The sequence below is a fragment of the Pelagicoccus sp. SDUM812003 genome (genome assembly GCF_031127815.1).
Taxonomy (GTDB): Bacteria; Verrucomicrobiota; Verrucomicrobiia; order Opitutales; family Opitutaceae; genus Pelagicoccus.
Window position 1 is genome coordinate 130,301 of the sequence record NZ_JARXHY010000014.1, and the last position, 22,566, is coordinate 152,866.

At 57.4% G+C, this 22,566-nt stretch carries 14 protein-coding genes; 1 reads left to right on the forward strand and 13 read right to left on the reverse strand.

Features of this window, described 5'->3' with window-relative positions; all coding sequences use genetic code 11:
* From rpsG to QEH54_RS17705, 5 genes are all read right to left on the reverse strand, one after another.
* Complete coding sequence (rpsG, locus tag QEH54_RS17685) at positions 1-474, reverse strand: 30S ribosomal protein S7 (RefSeq protein WP_309020031.1); 474 nt, start codon at positions 472-474, stop codon at positions 1-3.
* Between the two features lie 13 nt (positions 475-487).
* Complete coding sequence (gene rpsL / locus QEH54_RS17690) at positions 488-868, reverse strand: 30S ribosomal protein S12 (RefSeq protein ID WP_309020032.1); 381 nt, start codon at positions 866-868, stop codon at positions 488-490.
* 302 nt (positions 869-1,170) lie between these two features.
* Positions 1,171-3,867 (reverse strand): Hsp70 family protein, encoded by a 2,697-nt coding sequence (locus QEH54_RS17695; RefSeq protein ID WP_309020033.1) that lies wholly within the window; start codon positions 3,865-3,867, stop codon positions 1,171-1,173.
* A 149-nt stretch (positions 3,868-4,016) separates the two neighbouring features.
* Complete coding sequence (locus QEH54_RS17700) at positions 4,017-5,858, reverse strand: Hsp70 family protein (RefSeq protein WP_309020034.1); 1,842 nt, start codon at positions 5,856-5,858, stop codon at positions 4,017-4,019.
* A 144-nt stretch (positions 5,859-6,002) separates the two neighbouring features.
* Entirely contained in the window at positions 6,003-6,617 is a 615-nt protein-coding gene (locus QEH54_RS17705) for a DUF2760 domain-containing protein (RefSeq protein ID WP_309020035.1), read from the reverse strand.
* A gap of 252 nt (positions 6,618-6,869) precedes the next feature.
* On the opposite strand from QEH54_RS17705, the gene QEH54_RS17710 reads away from it, so the two are divergent.
* Complete coding sequence (locus QEH54_RS17710) at positions 6,870-8,318, forward strand: SLC13 family permease (RefSeq protein WP_309020036.1); 1,449 nt, start codon at positions 6,870-6,872, stop codon at positions 8,316-8,318.
* Positions 8,319-8,331: 13 nt separating this feature from the next.
* On the opposite strand, the gene QEH54_RS17715 is transcribed toward QEH54_RS17710, so the two are convergent.
* The 8 genes from QEH54_RS17715 to rplK form a co-directional block, all read right to left on the reverse strand.
* On the reverse strand, positions 8,332-10,749 hold the full coding sequence (locus tag QEH54_RS17715) for a prolyl oligopeptidase family serine peptidase (RefSeq protein WP_309020037.1): 2,418 nt from the start codon (positions 10,747-10,749) through the stop codon (positions 8,332-8,334).
* A 152-nt stretch (positions 10,750-10,901) separates the two neighbouring features.
* Positions 10,902-12,056, reverse strand: a complete 1,155-nt coding sequence (locus tag QEH54_RS17720; RefSeq protein ID WP_309020038.1) for an agmatine deiminase family protein — start codon at positions 12,054-12,056, stop codon at positions 10,902-10,904.
* Between the two features lie 166 nt (positions 12,057-12,222).
* Complete coding sequence (gene rpoC / locus QEH54_RS17725; RefSeq protein WP_309020039.1) at positions 12,223-16,368, reverse strand: DNA-directed RNA polymerase subunit beta'; 4,146 nt, start codon at positions 16,366-16,368, stop codon at positions 12,223-12,225.
* Positions 16,369-16,396: 28 nt separating this feature from the next.
* Positions 16,397-20,170 carry a DNA-directed RNA polymerase subunit beta gene (gene rpoB / locus QEH54_RS17730; protein ID WP_309020040.1) on the reverse strand — a complete coding sequence of 1,258 codons (3,774 nt, stop codon included), beginning with the start codon at positions 20,168-20,170 and terminating at the stop codon, positions 16,397-16,399.
* A gap of 165 nt (positions 20,171-20,335) precedes the next feature.
* Complete coding sequence (rplL, locus tag QEH54_RS17735) at positions 20,336-20,722, reverse strand: 50S ribosomal protein L7/L12 (protein ID WP_309020041.1); 387 nt, start codon at positions 20,720-20,722, stop codon at positions 20,336-20,338.
* Between the two features lie 132 nt (positions 20,723-20,854).
* A complete protein-coding gene (rplJ, locus tag QEH54_RS17740; RefSeq protein ID WP_309020042.1) occupies positions 20,855-21,367 on the reverse strand; it encodes a 50S ribosomal protein L10 in 513 nt (170 codons plus the stop codon).
* A 20-nt stretch (positions 21,368-21,387) separates the two neighbouring features.
* Positions 21,388-22,080 (reverse strand): 50S ribosomal protein L1, encoded by a 693-nt coding sequence (gene rplA / locus QEH54_RS17745; protein ID WP_309020043.1) that lies wholly within the window; start codon positions 22,078-22,080, stop codon positions 21,388-21,390.
* A gap of 60 nt (positions 22,081-22,140) precedes the next feature.
* A complete protein-coding gene (gene rplK, locus QEH54_RS17750; RefSeq protein ID WP_309020044.1) occupies positions 22,141-22,566 on the reverse strand; it encodes a 50S ribosomal protein L11 in 426 nt (141 codons plus the stop codon).

Below are 22,566 nucleotides of genomic sequence, written 5' to 3' on the forward strand. Positions count from 1 at the left end.
CTACCAGCGTAGGTGCGCGAAAGCGCGGTTGGATTGAGCCATCTTGTGGGTATCTTCCTTCTTCTTCACGACCGAGCCGGTATTGTTGTAGGCATCGACGATTTCGGAAGCCAGCGCGTCCTTCATAGGAAGACCGCGGCGGGAATTGGCTGCGTTCACGATCCAGCGAAACGCGAGCGATTCCTGGCGATCGTAGGAAATTTCGACCGGCACCTGATAGGTGGCGCCACCGACGCGGCGGCTCTTGACCTCGAGGCGAGGACGGGCGTTTTCCAAGGCACCGAGAAGGAGATCGATAGGATCGCCCTTGCCGAGCTTTTCGGAAACCTTTTCGAAAGCCGAGTATACGATGCGCTCCGCGACCGTCTTCTTACCATCGCGCATGACGGTGTTAACGAGGCGACCCACGAGGGTGCTGCCGTAACGAGCGTCCGGCTTGGCTGGTCTTTTATTAGCTCTTCTGCGACGAGACATGATCTAAAACTCCTTATTTCTTTTCCTTGGGGCGCTTCACTCCGTACTTGGAGCGGCTGCGACGACGCTTATCAACACCCTGAGCGTCGAGCGTACCACGAACGATGTGGTAGCGAACACCAGGAAGGTCCTTAACACGACCACCGCGAACGAGTACGATGCTGTGCTCCTGAAGGTTGTGACCTTCGTCCGGAATATAAGCGATGACTTCGTATCCGTTGGTCAGACGCACCTTTGCCACTTTACGAATAGCGGAATTCGGCTTCTTAGGCGTACGGGTCATGACCTGTACACACACGCCACGACGAAACGGGTTTGCTTCAAGGGCACGTGACTTGGACTTGGCCTTGATCACTTTGCGTCCCTTTCGAACTAGCTGATTAATAGTAGGCATGGTGAGAAATTTTGAGAAAAGAGCGTGAACGTATCGTTTGAAGGTGGTTCGGCAAGAATTTTCTGCCGAAAAAAGATCAAAAAGCAGAACTCGTCCTCAACGGGCCGAATCTGCTTCTTTCCAGATCGCTTTGGGCGGAAAACTCTGGGGGAGTCTCCTATGGAGCCGAAAAAATAAAGGGCGAGTTGTTTGATGCGCCCCACGGGCAACATCAAGCACAATAGTGCCCGAAACGCAGAAATTAGCGCGAATACGTAACCTCGGCAGGCCTGCTGATCGAAAAGCCTAGGTCCAGAGCTCCGTCAGTCCAATACCAGCCCGACTGGCAGGGCTTCGCCAAAGCTAGCCGCTTGATCTCCGCGCGAGATGGGAACGTACTCCCGCAGCGCCTGCAAACGCCCGGGTCCGACCCCGCTCTTTTCGAGCTTGGAAACGATTTTTCGGCTGGCGCCTTTCGACAGGTCCAGAGCCCGCTCGTCAACCTTGCGAGCGGCGGACAGAAACAGCGGCAGCGCCTGAGCGAAACGACTATCCTGCCAATCGAATCGTTTGAGCAAGTCGTAGAGCTCCTCCACTCGCTTCGGCGGCATGACTCGATCCGGCCCGGCCCGGAAGGGCGCGCGACTGAGCAGCGGTCCCAAGCCGCCCAAGACCGCTTCCACATGCTGGTCCTCTGCCAACGCCTCGCGCAACCGCTGCTCGAGGTCGCGAAAGAGCAGCTGCTTGCGCTCGAGATCCACCTTTTCCAGGCAGCCCAGAAGGCGAATTCGTTCCGCCGAAGCCCGGGGACTCGATCGCAATGCAGCGAGCTCGGTATCGAACACACGGCTTTGCTCCGCCTCCTCCAGGCCGGCAACCACCCGCCTCAGCATGATGAGACGCTGCACCTCCACCCGAGCGGAGGACACGGCGCTTTCCGAGCCCCATCGCGAAAGACGCAAGACCCGCTGCTCGTCCTCCGCAAATCCAAACCCCGGCCGCAACAAGTATCCAGCCAACTGCAGCCACGTCTCGAGGTAGGCCTCGCTGCGGTGTCCGAGTCCATCCGCGTCTTCCAAAACTGCGAACAAGCGACGGGCCGTCGGCAGATTCCACTCGTGTTTAGGAGCCCCAAGAGCCCGCTCCACCTCCTTATATACCTGCGACGCCTTGATCGCCCCGCCCCGTCCTTGCTTGAGTTTGCCCTCCAAGGCCCGGATCCCTTTTTCGATTCGATCGGAAACGCTCAAAATCTCAGGCCCCATCGCCGGAGCCGGCTCGCTCCGATCGGCCTCGGAACGCAAATTGAAGGACAACGGCCAGCCGCCCGGACAGGACTCCTCCTTCGATTCGCAGGAAATGGTAAGCACCCCCAGCTCGTTCACCTGCGATCGCAGCGAAACCGCTACCCACTGCTCATCAGGCGCTTCAGGCGCCTCGATCTTGGCTTGCAGGACGGGCAAGGAATGGAATCCCCCCTTTTCGTACCGCACCACGGCCCCAGAGGAATCCTCTTTTCGCTCGGCGCCCTGAAAGGCGGAGAAGCTCGCGCGTCGGTTGGTGCGAAGACGCAGGCCTTGCAACTCCACTTCGACGCTCGCCCCGACCGCAGTCCCTTTGGGTAAAACGCACAGCAAGCTTCGCTCCTGATCCGTCGAAGAACCGATTTCCAGGTAAACCGCTCGAGGGGTTCGGGCCGAAATCCGACGCCTCCCTTTAGCCAGCAGAGCCCCGTAGCTCGCGGCGCCGCGGGCCACCGCCAAATCCCTTTCCGCGTTGCCGAGCTCTCTTGGCGCCGCCCCGTCGTACCACCGGGCGAAGCTTTCCAGCAACCGCTTCCTGACCACAGGCGCCATCAAGCTGCCCCCGTTGAAGAGCACCTGATCCACGCGAGGTCGCCCTTGCAGGAACTCCGCCAGATGCCGCGTCACCGCGCAGTCGGCCGCGTAGGGCAGTCCCCACTCCAGCAGGCCGCTCGAAGAGCGGTCCGCCCGGGAATCGGCGGAGCAGAGCGGATAAAAGCCCTCCAGGAGGAGTTTGCGCACGTCGCTAGCGGAAACCACCGTGGTCAGACTGCCCGCGAACAACCCGGAACCTCGACTGGGCAAGGAAACGGTCAACGACTCGTCGTCACTGTCCTGCGAGGAAAAGCAGCGCTCCTTCAAGTCGCGAGCTCGGCTGATCAAATAGGACCATTGGTCGGAGCTCAGTTCCTCGCCGTTTGGCGACAGTTCGGTTTCCAAAGCGTGAGCTAGCGCCAGATCGATATTGTCGCCGCCGAGCAGCAGGTGTTCGCTCACCGCGACGCGCTCGATTTGGCGGCGTCCGGTTTCCGACGACAGTTCGCCGACGCGAAAGAGGCTGAAATCCGACGTGCCGCCGCCCACGTCCACCACCAGGACGCACTCTCCCTCGCCGAGAACCGATCCGCCCTCGCCGACCGATTCGAGGTGTCGGTAAAACGCCGCCTGCGGCTCCTCCAGCAGGCGAGTTCCCTCCGCAAACCCCGCCAGCTTCGCCGCTTCCAAGGTCGCCGCTTGCGACGCGACATCGAAGGAAGCTGGCACGGTGATGGTGATCTGTTGCTCGTCAAACGGCGCGTCCGAGCCGAAACGGCCTTCCCACGCGTCCTTCAAAAACGCCAACAGACGGGACGACGCCTCCAGCGGTGACAGCTTCTCGGCGTCGGGCACGATGGGAGACTTCCACGGAAGTATCTTCGCGTCGGGGCGAACCGCGTGCTGGCAGAGCCACGATTTCGCGGAGTGGGCGACCAGTCGCGGACTGTCGTAGAACCGGTTGCGAGCGAAGAGGCCAAGCTCCCAGCGAGCAGGCCCGGCTTCGCCGGCCACCCGAACCAGAAACGACGGCAAGGTCGAACGTGAAACCAGCGTATTGAGCTCCTCGCGCTGCTCGATCGGCAGGACTTGCGACACCGCGCCCTCCTCGCCCAACGCCACGTAAGCGAGGGCGCAGTTGGTAGTACCGAGGTCGATGCCGATGCTATAACGAGAACTCATTCCGCTAAACCGTTTAGGCCACAAAGAATTCTGCACTGCTAGCCTGCCTAACAAGGCAGGTCATCCGGAGGTTCGTTCTCCGTGCTTTTTCGTGGCCAAATCTCCCTTTCAATCGCTTCGTGATTTTCGTGTCCTGAGCAGGCATATGATCACTCCATGCGCACCTGGAACTCCACCTTCCAACGGCGATCGGAGTCGGCGTGCTGCATCCAGAGTTCCAAGTTGCCCAGCTCAGTCACCACCGAGTTGAGAAAAACCGGTATCGGCTGCCCGTCGGGAAAGGCTTCCATGGGCGGCAAGGTGATTTCCAGCTTGCTGGTCTCCTCCAGGTTCCTTTCCGCGTTGCTCACCACATCCCCCGGTTCATCGCCGCTGCGAATCTCCGATGAGAAGAAACGGAAAACTGCCGCCTTGCCGGTCACCAGTCCGAATCGGCGACCTTCCAGCATATGCGAGCTCCCCTCCTCCATGCCTTGCGGCACCACGCAGACCGCCTTCACCGGCGGCTTGAAGCCGGGCACCGCAGGACGCGAGGATTCCAGCCCCACGTAGTAGGATCGCGCCGTGCCCGCTCGGATGCGAATCCCCTGACCGCTGACGCGATTTCGTCCGTAGCACGCCGCTCCCTTGGCCACCGCCAGATCTGGCTGAAAGCCCTGCAGCTCTCGCGGAGCCGTCCCGCACCAGCTGGCCAGCAGGTCCAGCACGCGGGCTCGAATGGCGTCGGCCTTGAACACGCCGCCGTTGAAAAGAACCGCGGTGGGCTTCAAAAGGGAGCCATCGAGAGCGTCGACCGAGTCGCCGATGAGCGCTGATAGGGCTTCGCTGGTTTTCACGTTTTGCAGGCTGCGAGCAAGGAATCGGGCTAGATGTTTGCTCACGACCGCGTCGGAAGCGTACGGGAGGCCGAATTCCTGCAGCGCCGCACCGCCCTCTTCCACCGGCATGTCATCCTCGGCGGTCATGGCGAAGAAGCCGTCGATGACCACTGCCTCCAGAGTCTCGCGGCTCAGTGTAGTCGAGACCGTCCCAGCGAAGAGACTCGACCCTCGCGAAGGCACGGAAATCGGCAGTTCGTGGAGCGAGAGGTCCTCGAAAAGCTTGGCCTTCGCTTGGCTGGCCGCGTGTACCAAAGCGAGGAATTGCCAGTCGTCGATCTCGGAGCCTCCATCCTCCAGCTGAGCTTGCAGGGTGTAAGCCAGAGCGAGGTCCATATTGTCGCCGCCGAGCAAGATGTGTTCGCCCACACTGACACGCTCCACCGCGAGGTTGCCGTCTTCCTCGCTCACCGCGATAAGACTGAAGTCGGCCGTGCCGCCGCCCACGTCGCAGACCAGAATCACATCGCCCGCTTGCACCTGTTTGCGCCAGTCGGCCCCCGCTTGCTCGGTCCAGGCGTAAAAGGCGGCCTGCGGTTCTTCGAGCAATACCGGTTCCGGAAAGCCTGCCGCCGCGGCGGCGTCTGCGGTAAGCTTGCGGGCCACTTCGTCGAAGGAAGCCGGGACCGTGATCACGATTTGCCCGTCATCCCAGTTCCATTGGCGGCCTTCCAGCTGCTCGGCGTGCAGGACGCCTGCCTTCAGGTGCTGGAGATAGCGACGGGAGGCCTCGACGGCCGATACCTTCGCCTCCACCGATTCGGAATTCCACGGCAGCACTGCGGACTGCGGATCGATGTGCGGGTTCGAAAGCCAGGACTTGGCGGAGGTGACCAAGCGATCCGGAACCTGGGCCCCATGCTCGCGAGCGAACGAACCGACGATCTGCCGAATCTCGCCCTCGCTCCAAGGCAAGCGGAGCGATTCCTCCGAAAACTCGCCAGCTTCAGGCAAATAAAGCGCGGAAGGTAGAGAGGGGCGCTCGCCGACTTGATTGGGTGCGAGAATCTGCGTGACGTTTACTACGCGACTTTCGCCGGATTCCAAATCGCACAAGCTCACCGCGCTGTTGCTGGTGCCAAGATCGATGCCGATGACAAATTTCTTATCCATGTGAAAAACCGAGGTAGTGTGTTGCCTACTGAAATTACTTCAAAATGCGCTTCCGCTAACGCCAAGGGTGGAGCGGACCTCCGGACTCGCTCTTTCTGCAACGAACCGAAACACGACAGTCGGAGCCAAATCGCAAAAGGGCCCCTATTTCACTTCCACCTGGGCGGGAGCGATGGGCGCGCGCGATGGGCCGTCGACCTTGATCACTCGCGGCAGGTTGACCGAACGGGCCTTCCAGCCCTTGTGCACCAGCTTGCCCTTGCGCGGACCGTCGCCCGAAACCGAACCTGTCACGCGATACGCCTCGCCGGCGTCCGCCGGCACGGTGATGGTGGAGCCTTCCTTCTCGGAACTGACCGGCTCCACGATGAACATCTCGTCGAAGGCGGCCCGACAGCCTTGATGAACTACGCGCGCCGCCGCCCCGACCTGGGCGTCGCTGTACTTGCTGATGTCGTCCATGAGGAAGTCGACCAGTCGACCTTTGCTCTGCAGAGCCCCGATGACGGCGAGCACTTCCGCTTCGGCCACATTCTTCGTAGGAGCAGGCGGAGGTGGAGCAGGAGGCGCAGGCGCGTCCACCTCTCGAGGGGTCCGCTGCGGCGCGTTGGGAGCGAGAGCGCTTTTCAGCACCAGCCAGAGAGCGAACGCCAAGGAACCCGCTACGCAGTAGGTCGCGTACTGGGAAACAGCGGGGGCCAGAGCGAGCCCGTTGAGAAGAGCGATGATAACACCTGCGACGAGCGCGTTGCTTTTCATGATACTGAGTTGATTTGAAATGGGATTGGCCCGCGACCGAGCACGGACGAGAGTTGTCTTCGTTTTAAGAGGACCAGCGAGTCAAGAGTCCAACTGAAAACGGATTCGTCGTTAACTCGTTTGAAAGCAAGGTCCGAGCCAGACGTTGACCTAGCAAAGGGTTGCGAGCCCGAAGACGGACGACAGACTGGCCTTCGAAATCGCTCTTTCGCCATTTCACTCGCCTAGCCCCGCAACGTATCCCAATCGCCCATGTCCCCTGACTTCCTCGTGCTCGCATCTGGCGCCGTCGACCTGAGCCCTTTGATCAACCTATGCGCTGGTATCGCTTTTGTGGTCATTTCGATAGCCGCTCTTCGCATCCATCCGTTTATCGCCCTGATCCTAGCGGCCGCCCTCGTGGGCACGCTAAGCAACCTCGCTGGAGCCAGCGAAGGCAATGCAGTCGTCACGGCAATCAGGGATACCATGCTGCAATTTGGATCCACCGCGGGTGGCATCGCTTGGATCATCGCGCTCGCAGCGATCATCGGACTCTGCTTAATGGAAAGCGGAGCGGCGGATCGAATCGTGCGAAGCATGATCAAGGTATTTGGAGAGAAACGGGCGGGCGTCGCCATGCTGATCTCCGCCTTCCTGCTTTCGATTCCCGTATTCTTCGACACAGTCTTCTACTTGATGGTGCCGCTGGCCCAAGCCCTGGCATTTCGACTCGGCAAACGCTACGTGCAGTTCATCGTAGCGATCTGTATCGGAGCCGCCATTACACATAGTCTCGTACCGCCTACGCCGGGACCGCTGATCGTCGTGGAAGCGCTGCAGATCAATCTCGGATTCAGCATCATCGGAGGCCTCGCCCTCGGCATTTTGCCCGCCCTCGCCGGCATGCGCCTTGGCGTCTGGCTCGACAAGCGACTCGACCTGCCCTTGCGCGACGGCGGTTTGGTCAGGATCAAGGATCTGGAGGCGATCGTGAACAAAACAGACGACCAGCTGCCCGGCATATTCGTATCCAATCTCCCGGTACTTCTTCCAGTTTTCCTCATCTCGCTCGCTTCATTCGTCACGGAGTTCTCGAATCCCGAAGCGCTCGGCTCGCTGTACTCGGTCATCGAGGTTTTTGGATACAAGCATGTCGCCATGTTTCTCGGGGCCATAATAGCGATCTACCTGCTAGCCCGTCAGGAAAAGCTCAACAAGACAGAGCTTTGGAAGCGACTGGAGGAGCCGCTCGCAACGGCGGGCACGATTATCCTCATCACCGCTGCGGGCGGGGCTTTTGGCGGCATGATTAGACAATCAGGGATTGGAGACACCATAATCGCTATGACGGAGGGAAGCGACGTTTCCTACGTCGTGCTCGCGTGGATCGTGGCGGCCGTCATGAAGGTGGCTCAGGGATCTTCCACCACATCGATGATCACCACTTCCGGAATCATGGCTGGCATCGTCGCCACTCTCTCCGCGAGCAGCGTCACCCTGGGATTCGATCCCTTCTATCTCTTCGCAGCGATCGCGTTCGGAGCCATGTTCGGCTCATGGATGAACGACAGCGGCTTCTGGATCGTCTGCAAGATGACCGGCTTCACCGAAGCCGAAACCCTCAAGACCTGGACCCTTTCAGTGAGCGTGATTTCGCTGATCGGACTACTCGAACTGCTGCTCCTTTCGAGACTGCTGCCCTTCCCTTTCGGAAACTAGCCGAGCTATTAACCTAGAGCCCCATATGGGTCAGAATGAAAGCTTCGGTCTCGTTTAAGGAATGGTTCCAGCCAAATGCGTCATGACCGTGCCCATCTTCCGGGTACAAAATCAACGCATATTCCTTCCCTGCTTTCTCCATCGCTTTTGACATGATACGAGCTTGATCGATATCCACACGCCTGTCTCGTTCTCCCTGGATAATCAAAATGGGTCGCTGGAATGCATCCACATAATTAACGGGAGACACCCGCTCGATGTAAGCTGAATCGACACGACTCTCGAGTATTTCCTTCCAGAAGTGATACTTGAACCGGTTGTGAACGTACAGATCGTTTCGCAGCATCGCTTTCATATGGCTGGGGGCCGCTGTGGCCACACCACATCGATATAGTTCAGGGTAACGTACCATGCTCATGTAGACGGAATAGCCTCCCCAACTTCCGCCGACTATCGCTACCCTTGCTTTTTGGGCGATCCCATTCTCGATTGCCCAGTTCACAGCATCCGCGATATCGTCGATCGGAGTCGTATCCAGATTTCCGACAATCCCATCGAGTTTAAACGCTCTTCCGAATCCAGCAGACCCACGATAGTTCACCTCCAATATCGCAAACCCCCTCGTCGCATAAAATTGGGTGATAGGAGAATAGGTCAACAAGTCGCGACTAGTAGGCCCTCCGTGAATACTCGCTATTAAAGGCAATGGCGTTCCATCCCAATCTGGGGGAGTCGTCAAATAGCAGAGAATGCTCTGACCATCTCTAGCTTCGACATGAATAGGACGAGTTGTCGCTAAGTTCTGGTCCAATATAGCCAAGTTTGTCGTATATAAGTTTCGAAGCGATTTAGCTGCCTCACTGTAGAGGTAATACTCGCCAGGCGATTGGTCACCGAAGCTCCTGAAAACGATGGCTTTCCCCTCAAGATCCCAAGATATCGGTTTATGTTGCAAATGGGGCAAGGCGCTCTCGACCTGCCGCTGAGCCGCCTCGAACCTCGGGTCAAACCAAACTACTTTGTATCGATCTTTCCAATACCCTATTCCGATCACCTCGTAGTTCCGGTTTCGAAACAGGTCCACCGCCGGATAGTCGCCCCCAACATCATATTCGTCATCCTGCCAAAGAACCTCTTCGACTTTCCCTGATTCGATATTGTACCGACAAAGCGAATACTTATCACCTCCACGGTGAGCAGAGACTATCAACGTGTTTTCATCGCCACCAAAACCTTCAACATAGACTGAGTGGTCGACCTCATCTTTTCCAGAACGAGTAAACTGGATCTCAAGCTCATTGTTTTGATGTTCCAGATCTCGCCATCGTTTCGAATCACCGTCCCTGTACCGAAACTCAAGTTGGCCATCGCTATACTGCTGTTTCAATCTAAGCCGGCCATTGGCATCCAAGTAGCAAGCGTCCCATAACTCGCCGATTTCTAATAACACCCGCTTACCTTTTACGCAGTCGACGGTGGCGAAATGTTTACCACGGCCAATTGCTTTTGTCGTATGCGAATACGTGACCGCATGGGTGCTATCCGGAAGCACTCTTAGGATTCTCAAGGTCTCACGCCCTTCCAGCAATTCGACCTTGCCGGAAAACGCGTGCAATGAGTTCAGCTCGCGATCTGCTATGAACAGCAAAACCTCATCGCTCAACCACTCCAGGTCAGACACTGCTTCATCGTACTCCCCGACCTCAACACTTTGCAGGATACTCAGCGACTCTACGTCAAAGACGACGAGGCGATGATGCGTTTTATCATCTCGATAGGTAGCCACGAGCTTGCCGTTCGGCGAAACGACATGGGGGTAATGGTTAACACGTTGAAACAAGGCTACAGCTGGAACGCCTGAAGACCGATCCAGCAAAGTCTCGTATTCCTCCTCCAGACTTCGACCGGCAATCGAGTCACCCGTCCTCAACTCTCGACCACGCTCGAAGATATGAAGGCTCCCAATCGCGTCGACCTGGGCAGGCATTTTTATCGCTATCTTCCTCTTCTTCCCAGCTCTCAAGCTTCCCACCGAATCATAGTAGGTCGCCAAGGCATCATTGGACTGAAACAAAAGGAGGAAAAAACAGTTACTAACGTTGCGATCCGCAGTCAGAGAGATCGTCATCTCAAAGCTGTTTTTCCCCGCTTTCATTTTATTGTTTTTGAGCACGCGAGGATCTCTAGCTTCACCGAAATCGACATCCACAAATCCCTCCGCGTAGGACTCAGCAGCTACAAAACGGGTACGTTCATGCTCCGACTTTTTTGCCCTTCCTTTGGAGTCTTCGACAATCAAGGTGTCTGAGCGTATTCCAATCACACGACGGAATTCCCCCTTGTGATCGACTTGCATCTCAATTTGCCCCCAGGCGCAGGTTACGAAACACAACGTAGACAGTATGAGAAGGGAGACGAAATTACGGGGCATACGGAATGGTAGTTACACCTACTTATTAACTCGTAGAAAACGCCTTTATCAATTCCAAAACAAACGGGACACAAAATCGATCTCCAGTAGGTTGAGCGACGAAACGAAAACCCGTCTCCCCAAAACGCTCACCTGATCGCAAACGAGGGCGCTCAGTCTGTCAGTTCCAACAAATTGGATACATCGACGAAGTGTGGGATGCCGAGGGTGAGGCAATGCAGGAAGCCGCCGGTCGCCACGAGATGATCCGCAGGCACAGCGACCACGTCCCACTTGGGAAGCAAGGAACGAAAGGTCTCGAAGACGCGAGCTTCGACATCAGCATCCACATCGGAATAACTGGGGACCAGCATCAAGCCGTTCGCATAGAACACGTTGGTATAGGAACGCCAAAGTCCGTCTTTACGGGGAGCGAGCGGTATGCGGTGGATTTCCAGCGGCCGGCCGTCGACCGTTTGCTCAGCGAGATATCTCGTCGCTTCCTCAAGGCTGTCCCGCACCGACTGATCCTCGCCGGGCAATGCCTCGGCCACAACCACTGTATTCGAATTGAGAAAGGTCATGAACATGTCGGCATGCCCAGTTCCTTCGCCTGGCAACGGCGGCACCACGGTGAAGGTTTTCAAGGCTAGGTAGGAGCTCATCAGTCCCATGAACTCCTCGGAGCTGAATTTCCGAAACCGATTTCGATCGATCAGCTTGGACGTGGAGACGCCAAATCCATTGCCATTGTGCACCAGGTTTCCTCCTTCGAGAGCGATCGGCACATAGGAACACTGTAGATTCAAGGCGTTCGCTAAGATAAGGGGCAACTGGTCGTCCAGAGGTCTATTTCCCAGCTCGTCGCGAGCAGCGTAGTAGGTATCGACCACCGATGCGGAACCATCCGAGCGTCGCACGAAAATCGGCCCGAAATCGCGTATCCACATGGAGTCCAGCTGATGGGTCAGAAAGTGCACCCGCTCGCGGGAAACACCTGCCTCCTCCAAGGCTTCGCGTCCGTCAAGCACCTGCTCTGGCCCCGCCACGATGGCAATCACCGGAGCTCGCTCCGAAATCAACTCAACCAAACGGGCAAAGAGTTCGGGATGGAAATGCACCAGTTCGTTGGCCGACAGAAGCACTGCGGAAAGCCGACCGAATTCGCCTTGTATGCGCACCGGTACCGGCAGAGCTCGATGAAACGCGTCGCGACGATTTTGCGCCGATGCCGGTAGCACGTTTGAAAGCGGTTCGTCTGCCGTTCGCTGCGAGTAAAGCAGGTCGAAGGCAGCGAGGAGAAACAGAGTCAGAGAGGCGATTCTCATCGGCGAAACCAATAGGTCGGAAGCAGGATTGCTGTGTTTGCAGAAACGAAAACGAACACCAATAGGCAAGCTGAATTCAGAGCCCTCACCCATCGACCGTTCCCGCAAACAAAAAGGCCGTATCCTGCGAGAGGATACGGCCTTCGAAAGGTTGTTAGGGAAACGCTTAGCCGACTTCCGGCGTGACCGCTGCGGTCGGATCGTCGGAGGAGCTTTCGACTTCCATGCCATCTTCGAGCTCGCCACCAAATGGAAGCGTGATGCGAAGATCGCGGTAGGTGCGAAGTCCGGTACCAGCAGGAATGAGGTGACCCATGATCACGTTTTCCTTGAAGCCTTGCAGCTGGTCGATCTTCGACAGAGTGGAGGCATCGGTGAGTACGCGAGTGGTTTCCTGGAAGGAGGCCGCCGAGATGAAGGACTCAGTCTCGATAGACGCCTTGGTGATGCCGAGGAGAACGGGCTCCGCTTCGGCTGGCTTACCACCGGCTTCCACGATGCGATTGTTCTCACGCATGAAGGTGGAACGCTCCACCTGCTCGCCCCAGAAGAACTCGGTATCGCCTGGATCGCTGATGCGCACCTTGCGCAGCATCTGACGGATGATGAGCTCGATGTGCTTGTCGTTGATGGTCACACCCTGCAGACGATAAACCTCCTGAACCTCGTTGATGAGGAATTCGTAGAGGCGAGATGGTCCGAGGATGTCGAGGATCTCGTGCGGATCAGCGGAGCCTTCGGTGAGGTGCTGTCCCTTGTGCACCACGTCGCCAGCCTGTACGATGATCTGCTTGGCGTGCGGGATGAGGTGCTCTTCGGCTTCGCCGGACTCTTCGTCGGTGACGATCAGCTTGCGCTTGGAACGAACGGTTCCACCGAAGGAAACCACACCATCGACGCGGGCCATCTCCGCGGCTTCCTTTGGACGACGAGCTTCGAAGAGCTCGGCAACACGAGGAAGACCACCGGTGATGTCCTTGGTCTTGGACGCCTGACGTGGCGTCTTCGCGAGCAAGGCACCCTGAGCGATTTCGTCGCCTTCCGCAACCGTCACCTGAGCGCCAGTCGGAATGCTGTAAACCGCCAGCGGCTTGCCGGTGTTGTCACGAATTTCCACGGAAGGATTCAGGTCTTCCTTGTGCTCGATGACCACAGTGGCGATACGACCGGAGCTCTCGTCGAGTTCCTTCTTGATGGTCACGCCAGGGATCATGTCGCGGAAGCCGATCACACCCGACTTTTCGGAAAGTACCGGAATATTGTACGGGTCCCACTCGGCGAGCAGCTGTCCCGCTTCGATTTCGCCGCCATCGGCGACGCGTAGGAGAGATCCCACTACGATGTCGTAGGCTTCGAGCTCACGGTCGTTGGCATCGAGGACCTGAACCGAACCGGTCTTATTGAGCACCACGCTGACTCCCGGAGCAATTTCAACCAGACGCAGACCACGGTAGCGAACCTTGCCACCGTTACGAACGGTGATCTTCGGATCGGTCACCACCGAGGAAGCGATACCGCCAATGTGGAAGGTACGCATGGTCAGCTGGGTACCTGGCTCACCGATGGACTGAGCCGCGATGATGCCAACCGAGTCGCCAATCTTGGCCACGTCGTTGGAGGCCGGGTTGATGCCGTAAGACTTGGCATCGATACCGTATGCCGCAGTCGATGTCAGCGGAGACATAACCTTGAGACGCTCGATGCCGAGTTCCTCGACACGCTTCGCGATCTGCTCGGTGATGAGCTCGCCAGAGCCGACAACCAGCTCGTCTGGATTGATCGGATTGTAGACGTCGTCGCAAGAGCAACGGCCTTCGATACGCTCACGCAGACCAACGATTTCGTCGTCGCCTTCGAAGATGGCCTTCTTCCAAATGCCTTCACGAGTGCCGCAATCTTCTTCGGTGATGATGACATCCATCGCCACGTCACAGAGCTTACGAGTGAGGTATCCAGCGTCAGCGGTCTTGAGAGCTGTATCCGCGAGACCCTTACGAGCGCCGTGAGTCGAGATGAAGTACTCGAGTACGGTCAAACCTTCACGGAAGGAAGAGAGGATCGGACGTTCGATGATTTCACCCGATGGCTTAGCCATCAAACCGCGAGTACCGCAAAGCTGACGCACCTGGTTCGGGTTACCACGAGCGCCGGAATCCATCATCACGAAGACAGGATTCACGCCCGGCTTACCGCCATTGGTTTTCAGCTGGATGAACACCGCCTGCTTGATTTCGTCGGTCGCAACAGTCCAGATGTCGATGATCTTGTTGTAGCGCTCACCTGTAGTGATGATACCCTTACGATACTGGCTATCGACTTCGTTGATCTTGTTGAAGGCGCGTTCGACGATTTCCGTCTTCTCCTCAGGAATGATCATATCGTCGATACCGATGGAAATACCTGCCATGGTAGCGACGTCGAAACCGAGTTTCTTCAGAGCGTCGAGAGAGAGCACAGTCTGCTCGGATCCAGACACCTTGTAGGTGTTGTTGATCACGTCGCCGAGTTCCTTCTTACCAACTTGGAAGTTGATGAAACCAAGCTCCTTCGGCCAGATCTGGCTGTAGCGGATACGACCCACCGTAGTGGTGATGGTCTTACGCTCGGCGTTGCCGAAAACGGTTTCACGACCGTAGTCGGGATTTGGGATGCGCACCCAATCGTGAGTGTGCAACGCCCCATCGAGGTTGGCGAAGATCGCTTCGGTCTTGTTGCCCAAGAGCGGGACGCGACTCAATTCCTCGGCCGGAACCTTGGGGTTCATGGTCAAGTAGTAGGAACCGAGGATAACGTCCTGGGATGGCGTCAAAATCGGCTTACCACTGGAGGGCGAGAAGATGTTGCCCGTGGCCATCATGAGCATCTTGCACTCGAGCGTGGCTTCGAGCGAAAGAGGCACGTGAACCGCCATCTGGTCACCGTCGAAGTCCGCGTTGTACGCGGTACAAACGAGCGGGTGAACGCGGATCGCTTCGCCTTCGATGAGCACCGGCTCGAAAGCCTGGATGGAAAGACGGTGAAGGGTCGGAGCGCGATTCAGAAGAACCGGATGCCCCTTGGTCACTTCTTCCAAGATGTCCCAAACTTCCGGAGAGCGCTTTTCGATCATGCGACGAGCGCCACGAACGGTGTGCACGAAACCGAGTTCCTTGAGGCGTCGGATGATGAACGGCTCGAACAATACGAGGGCCATCTTCTTGGGAAGACCGCACTGGCTGAGCTTGAGCTCAGGACCAATCACGATGACGGAACGACCGGAGTAGTCGACGCGCTTACCGAGAAGGTTCTGACGGAAGCGTCCCTGCTTGCCCTTGAGCATATCGCTGAGGGACTTGAGCGGACGGTTTCCTGCGCCAGTCACTGGACGACCGTGACGACCATTGTCGAAGAGCGCGTCGACCGCTTCCTGCAGCATGCGCTTTTCGTTGTGAATGATCACGTCCGGCGTCTTCAACTGCATCAAGTTCTTGAGGCGGTTGTTACGATTGATGACGCGGCGATAGAGGTCGTTGAGGTCGGACGTCGCGAAGCGGCCGCCTTCCAAAGGTACGAGCGGGCGAAGGTCTGGCGGGATGACCGGCAGCACTTCCAGCACCATCCACTCTGGGCGCGAGCTGGACTTGATGAAGCCCTGGATGACCTTGAGACGCTTAGCTAGCTTCTTCTTGATCTGCTTGGACTTGGTGGAGCGCATGGCTTCCTGCAGCTCGAGCACGGTTGCTTCCATGTCGGTCTGCGTCAGCACGTCGCGAAGGGCTTCGGCGCCCATCTTGGCCACGAAGGAATCGTCGCCGTACTCGGCCATGGCTTCGATGTATTCCTGGTCGGTGAGCAGCTGCTTTTCTTCCAGCGGCGTGCGACCAGGGTCGGTCACCATGTAGGCTTCGTAGTAGATCACGCGCTCGAGAGAACGTGCGGTCATGTCGAGCAACAGGCCGAGACGAGACGGCATGCTCTTCAGGAACCAGATGTGCGTCACAGGCACGGCCAACTCGATGTGGCCCATGCGCTGACGGCGGACGCGAGATACGGTTACCTCAACGCCACAGCGGTCACAGATGACACCCTTGTACTTGATTCGCTTGTACTTTCCACAGGCGCACTCGTAGTCGCGCACTGGACCGAAGATGCGCTGACAGAAAAGTCCGCCTGGCTCCGGCTTGAAGGTACGATAGTTGATGGTCTCCGGGTTCTTAACCTCGCCGCGCGACCAGGAACGGATCGTCTCAGGAGACGCGACATTGATCGTAACGCAGTCGAAATTCGACTCGCGTTCCGCGCTGAGCACTTGTTGGGCTTCTTGCGTAGACATGTTATAAAATCCTCAGTCGGTTGGTTGTTTACTTGTATTCGAGTTCGCTTTGGCGGCCGAGCTTCACGTCGAGACCGAGGGATTGGATTTCCTTGATCAATACGTTGAAGGACTCAGGCGTGCCTGCCTGCAGCGTGGAGTCACCCTTGACCAGAGACTCGTAGATTTTGGTACGACCTTGCACGTCGTCGGACTTGACGGTGAGCAGCTCCTGTAGCGTGTAGGCGGCGCCGTACGCTTCGAGAGCCCAGACCTCCATTTCCCCGAAACGCTGACCACCGTACTGGGCCTTACCACCGAGCGGCTGCTGGGTGACGAGGGAGTAAGGTCCGACCGCGCGGGCGTGGATCTTGTGGCTAACCAAGTGATTTAGCTTCAGCATGTACACCCAGCCGACAACCACTTCGTTATCTAGCTTTTCGCCGGTACGACCATCGTAGAGGATGCTCTTACCAGTGGTGGGCAGGCCGGCATCGGCCAAGTGCTGACGTACGACCTTTTCAGGAATACCGTCGAAGACCGGAGTGGAAACCTTCATGCCGAGAACCTTACAGGCCCAACCCATGTGGGTTTCGAGAACCTGACCAACGTTCATTCGGGAAGGTACACCCAGCGGGTTCAAACAGATCTGAATCGGCGTACCGTCGGGAAGGTATGGCATGTCCTCTTCAGGAACGATCTTCGCTACAACACCCTTGTTTCCGTGGCGTCCCGCCATCTTGTCACCGACCTTGAGCTTTTCCTTGGTAGCGACGTAAACCTTAACCTGCTTGATAACGCCAGTGGCGGCATCTTCGCCGGATTCGATGTTGGCGGTCTTGCGTTCGCGGTCCGACTCGAGCTCGTCGAACTTGCTCTGGTAGGAACCGATGATCTCCATGATCTTGATACGAACTGGAGACGGATCGATCTCAACGTGCTTGGAAACCGCGGCCAGCTTGCGGAGCAGAGTCTTGGTGATCTTGCGGTTGGCCGGGATGATGATCTCGCCGGTCTGACCGTTGACCACATCCAAAGGAATCTTTTCACCGAGAAGGATGTTGGAGAGCGCTTCGGTCAGGCCTTCGCGCAGCTTGTCCATCTGGGTCTTGTAGTCCTCGTTGATCTGCTTGACCTGACGACGACGATCGGACGGGCTCAGGCGCTCGCGCTCGTAGTCGAGGCGGCTGGAAACCTTAACATCCATCACGATGCCATCGACACCAGATGGTACGATGAGCGAGGTATCCTTAACGTCGGCCGCCTTTTCACCGAAGATGGCGCGGAGCAGCTTTTCTTCCGGAGCGAGCTCGGTTTCGGACTTCGGAGTGATCTTACCGACGAGGATGTCGCCCGGCTTCACTTCCGCGCCCACGCGGATAACGCCGTCGTGGTTGAGGTTTTTGAGAGCCTCTTCACCGACGTTTGGAATATCGCGAGTGATTTCTTCCGGGCCGAGCTTTGTGTCACGAGCAGTGACTTCGAACTCCTGGATGTGAATGGAAGTGTAGATGTCGTCCTTGAGAACCTTTTCGGAGATCAGGATGGCGTCTTCGAAGTTGTAACCATTCCAAGGCATGAACGCCACCAGGATGTTCTTACCAATAGCGAGCTCACCGTTTTGAGTACAAGGACCGTCGGCGATGATCTGGTCCTTCTTGATCGGCTGCCCCTTGGCGACGATTGGCTTCTGGTTGAAGCAGGTGCCAGCGTTGGAGCGCATGAACTTGCGCAATTCGTAAACGTGGATGCCCGCCTTCACGTCGGTGTAAGGCTTGCGCTCGAAGTTCGCAGGGAGTTCGCCATCCTTGGAAATGACGATGCGCTTGGCGTCTACCGAGGCTACGATGCCGTCGATCTCGGAAACGGAAACCGTTTTGGAGTCGCGAGCGACACGCTCCTCGATGCCGGTTCCCACAAATGGAGAATCAGCCTGCAGGAGAGGCACGCCTTGGCGTTGCATGTTCGAGCCCATCAACGCGCGGTTAGCATCGTCGTGCTCGAGGAACGGGATCAATCCCGCCGCCACGGATACCACTTGCTTGGTGGAAACGTCCATGAAGTCGACCTGATCGGGATCCACTTCCAAGAACTCGCCCGATTGACGGACGGTGACCTTGCCAGTGAAGTTGCCGTTTTCATCCACTTCGGAATTGGCCTGAGCGATGATCTTGCCCTCTTCCATGTCGGCGTTGAGGTACTTGATCTCATCGGTCACGCGACCGTTTTCGACGATGCGGTACGGGGTTTCGATGAAGCCGAACTCGTTTACGCGCGAGTAGGTGGAGAGCGAGTTGATCAGACCGATGTTCGGTCCTTCCGGCGTCTCGATCGGGCAAATACGACCGTAGTGAGATGGGTGAACGTCACGCACTTCGAAACCAGCGCGCTCGCGATTCAAACCACCTGGGCCGAGAGCGGAGAGACGACGCTTGTGGGTCAGTTCCGCCAGCGGATTGATCTGGTCCATGAACTGCGACAGCTGCGAGCGAGCGAAGAAGTCGCGGATCACGGTGGTAAGCGCCTTCGGGTTGATCAGCTTCTGCGGCGTGATCGAATCGACGCTCTGATCGTAGAGGGTCATGCGCTCGCGAACGAGGCGCTCCGTACGAGCCAGACCGAGGCGACACTGGTTAGCCAGCAATTCGCCCACGGTACGCACGCGGCGTGAGCCAAGGTGGTCGATGTCGTCGAGGTAGCCCTCGCCTGCCTTGAGCTTGATCAGGTACTTGGTCGCCAGAACGATGTCTTCGCCCTGGAGCGTGCGTGTTTCCACGTCCACGTTCATCTCCAGCTTCTGGTTGATCTTGTAGCGACCAACGCGACCGAGGTCGTAGCGCTTGGGATCGAAGAAGAGGCGCTTGAGCAGAGCCTTGGCGTTGGCAGTCGTGGGCGGCTCGCCTGGACGCAGACGCTTGTAGATTTCCTTGAGGGCTTCCTCCTCGTTCTGGGAGGTGTCCTTCTTCATGGCGCGAACGATAGCGCCGTCGTCGACCGTGGTATCGATGACCTTCAAGGTCGGGATGCCATGACCTTCGAACTCACGAACGATGGCCTTGGTGAGCGGCTCGAAGGCGCGAGCGATGACCACACCCTTTTCCGCGTCGATGGCGTCTTCCACCAGCACGTACTGGGAGACGTTTTCCTTTGCGAGAGCATCGGAGGTGGAAAGCTCGTCGATGGTGTAGAACAGCTTGAGAATATCGACGTCCGAGCTGTAGCCCACCGCGCGAAGCAAAGTGGTGATGAGGAACTTGCGGCGACGGCGGCGGCGGTCGAGGTAGACGTAGAGCAGATCGTTGTTGTCGAACTGCACTTCCAGCCAGGTGCCACGGTCCGGGATGATGCGGAAGGCGTGCAAGGGCTTGCCGTTGGTGTGCGGCGTGACTTCGTAAGCGATACCCGGCGAACGGTGCAGCTGGGAAACGACCACGCGCTCGGCGCCATTGATGATAAAGGAGCCGCGGCTGGTCACCATGGGGATCTCACCCATGTAGATCTCTTCGTCCTTGATGTTGTCCTCTTCGCGGAGACGCAGCTTCACGTACAGAGGCACGGAGTAGGAAATGCCCTCGCGGATACACTCGATCTCGGAGGCCTTGGGGTCGCCGACGGTGTAGGATACGAACTCGAGAACCAGACGTCCGTCATAGCTCTCGATAGGAAAGACCTCGCGGAAAACCGCTTCGAGTCCGTCGTTCTTACGCTCGGATATCGGGGTGTCCTTTTGCAGGAAGTCGAGATAGGAATTGATCTGGATCTCGATCAGATTGGGCGGCGTGATAACGTCCTTGAGTTTTCCGAAATTGATGCGGTCGGCCATGTGAATCTGTGCTAGATGTGGGCGAAATTTGGTAAGGTCGGCTAGTGGGAAACAGGCTGCGATCGCTTAGATCGACGCCCGGCTAATAAACGCGAGAAAGACAGGCGCGCTGATTCGCGCCTGTCTTGAAAGTAAAAAGCTGTGAAAAGCAACGTGCAACAAGGCTTACTTAACTTCGACCTTAGCGCCAGCAGCTTCGAGCTTGGACTTGACCTCTTCGGCTTCTTCCTTGGAAACGCCTTCCTTAACAGGCTTGGGCGCGCCTTCAACGAGGTCCTTGGCTTCCTTCAGTCCGAGACCGGTGATGCTACGTACTTCCTTGATCACGTTGATCTTCTTGTCGCCAGCGGCGGCGAGGATTACGTCGAACTCAGTCTTTTCTTCTGCAGGAGCAGCAGCTTCACCGCCAGCGCCAGGAGCTGCAGCAACAGCTACGGGAGCAGCTGCGGATACGCCCCACTTTTCTTCGAGGTCCTTAACGAGACCTGCGATTTCGAGTACGGTCTGGCCGCTGAGCCATTCGATTACGTCTTCTTTATTGATGTCTGCCATCTTCGTAGTGATCGGCTAGTTCGGAGCGATCTCCTCGTTTAAGAGCATAGGCCCCTAGCCTGAATCTTTGTGTTATGGTTTTGTTGAGACGAAGGCATCCAAGCCCTCGAAAGTGTTGATATGAAACGAGTCTTATTCGCCCTTGTCGGCTTTGGCCTGCAGCACGTTGAGCATGGCCTGCGGCACGCCGTTGAGGACGAACACCAGGCTCTGCGCGGGCTGGCTGAGCAGACCGAGCAGCTGGGCCCGGAGAGCTTCCAGGCTTGGCAGCTTGGAAAGGGCCACGATTTCATCCCTGTCTAGACGCTGGGCGCTAAGAATGCCCACCTTGACGTCCATCTTGTCCTTCTTGTCGAAGTACTTGGTCAGGATCTTGGCCACGCCGGAGGGATTCTTGCCACCGATGACGATAGCGTTTTGACCAGCGAGGTGCTCGTCGATTTCCGGATAGCCGCGGTCGCGGGCGGCAACCTTAAGGATGTTGTTCTTGATTACGTGGAACTCGGCCTCTTCCTTGTTGAGCTCGTCGCGGAGCTCAGCGATGTCGACCACGGTGGCTCGCTCGTAATTGGCGAGGAACATGTAGTCGGACTTGTCGAGGTGAGTGTTTACTTCTTCAACGAGAAATTTCTTTTCAGGTCTCATGGTATGCGATCCTCCTGGGCTTAGTATTTCGCGAACTCCGAACCGGCGAGCTTGATGCCAGGAGTCTGGGTTGCGGAAATGTAGACGCTCTTGATGTAGCGGCCCTTGAATACGGACGGACGAGCCTTGCCTACGGCTTCCAAAAGCGCACCGAGGTTTTCAGCCACCTGCTCGTTGTTGAAAGAACGCTTGCCGACGCCGACGCCGAGAGAGGCGTTCTTGTCGACCTTGTACTCGACGCGACCAGCCATCACTTCGTTGATCGCCTTGGCGATGTCGTCGGAAACGGTGCCAGCCTTCGGGTTCGGCATGAGGCCTTTCGGTCCGAGCACGCGAGCGATCTTGCGCACTTCCTTCATGGCGTCCGGAGTGGCGACGGCCACGTCGAAGTCGAACCAGCCACCCTGAACTTTGGCGATCATGTCTTCGAGACCCGCTTCGGTGGCCCCGGCGGCCTTGGCCGCTTCAGGATCCGAAGTGAATGCGAGAACGCGCACCGTCTTGCCGCTGCCGTGGGGAAGCATCACCGTGCCACGCACCATCTCGTTGCCCTTGCGGGGATCGACGCCGAGCTTCATCGAGATTTCGATGGTCTCGTCGAACTTCGCCTTAGGCAACTTAGCCAAGACCTCTACAGCCTCGGCGATCGTGTATTCCTTGCTAAGATCGGCAGCTTCAGACGCTGCGCGAAACTTCTTGGATAGTTTTACCATTTAGTACTCCTTGCGGTGCGAACGCCTGCACGGCTCCCGCGTTGAGGTTTGTTTGCTGTGTTAGCCCTCTACTTCGATACCCATGGAACGAGCGGTACCTTCGATGATACGCGCCGCCATTTCCGGGTCCGAAGCGTTGAGATCGGCTTTCTTGGTTTCGACGATCTCGAGAATCTGAGCTTTCGTGACCTTGCCAACCTTGTCGCGGTTGGGAACGCCCGAGCCCTTGGCCAGACCGGCCGCCTTCTTGAGAAGCACGGATGCTGGAGGGGACTTCAGTACGAAAGTGAAAGACTTGTCCTGATAGACAGTGATTACGACAGGGAGGATCAGACCCGCCTTGTCCTGCGTCTTCGCATTGTACTCCTTGCAGAAGGCCATGATGTTGACCCCAGCCGCGCCAAGGGCTGGACCAACGGGAGGCGCTGGATTGGCGCCGCCGGCAGGGAGTTGTAGGCGAATGGTTCCTGTGACTTTCTTTGCCAT

What these genes read in the sequence shown, in the direction of transcription:
- rplL (WP_309020041.1), bottom strand. Translation starts at nt 20,722, where the DNA reads ATGGCAGACATCAATAAAGAAGACGTAATCGAATGGCTCAGCGGCCAG.
- QEH54_RS17700 (WP_309020034.1), bottom strand. Translation starts at nt 5,858, where the DNA reads ATGGATAAGAAATTTGTCATCGGCATCGATCTTGGCACCAGCAACAGC.
- rpoB (WP_309020040.1), bottom strand. Translation starts at nt 20,170, where the DNA reads ATGGCCGACCGCATCAATTTCGGAAAACTCAAGGACGTTATCACGCCG.
- QEH54_RS17710 (WP_309020036.1), top strand. Translation starts at nt 6,870, where the DNA reads ATGTCCCCTGACTTCCTCGTGCTCGCATCTGGCGCCGTCGACCTGAGC.
- QEH54_RS17720 (WP_309020038.1), bottom strand. Translation starts at nt 12,056, where the DNA reads ATGAGAATCGCCTCTCTGACTCTGTTTCTCCTCGCTGCCTTCGACCTG.
- QEH54_RS17695 (WP_309020033.1), bottom strand. Translation starts at nt 3,867, where the DNA reads ATGAGTTCTCGTTATAGCATCGGCATCGACCTCGGTACTACCAACTGC.
- QEH54_RS17715 (WP_309020037.1), bottom strand. Translation starts at nt 10,749, where the DNA reads ATGCCCCGTAATTTCGTCTCCCTTCTCATACTGTCTACGTTGTGTTTC.
- rpsL (WP_309020032.1), bottom strand. Translation starts at nt 868, where the DNA reads ATGCCTACTATTAATCAGCTAGTTCGAAAGGGACGCAAAGTGATCAAG.
- QEH54_RS17705 (WP_309020035.1), bottom strand. Translation starts at nt 6,617, where the DNA reads ATGAAAAGCAACGCGCTCGTCGCAGGTGTTATCATCGCTCTTCTCAAC.
- rpsG (WP_309020031.1), bottom strand. Translation starts at nt 474, where the DNA reads ATGTCTCGTCGCAGAAGAGCTAATAAAAGACCAGCCAAGCCGGACGCT.
- rpoC (WP_309020039.1), bottom strand. Translation starts at nt 16,368, where the DNA reads ATGTCTACGCAAGAAGCCCAACAAGTGCTCAGCGCGGAACGCGAGTCG.
- rplK (WP_309020044.1), bottom strand. Translation starts at nt 22,566, where the DNA reads ATGGCAAAGAAAGTCACAGGAACCATTCGCCTACAACTCCCTGCCGGC.
- rplJ (WP_309020042.1), bottom strand. Translation starts at nt 21,367, where the DNA reads ATGAGACCTGAAAAGAAATTTCTCGTTGAAGAAGTAAACACTCACCTC.
- rplA (WP_309020043.1), bottom strand. Translation starts at nt 22,080, where the DNA reads ATGGTAAAACTATCCAAGAAGTTTCGCGCAGCGTCTGAAGCTGCCGAT.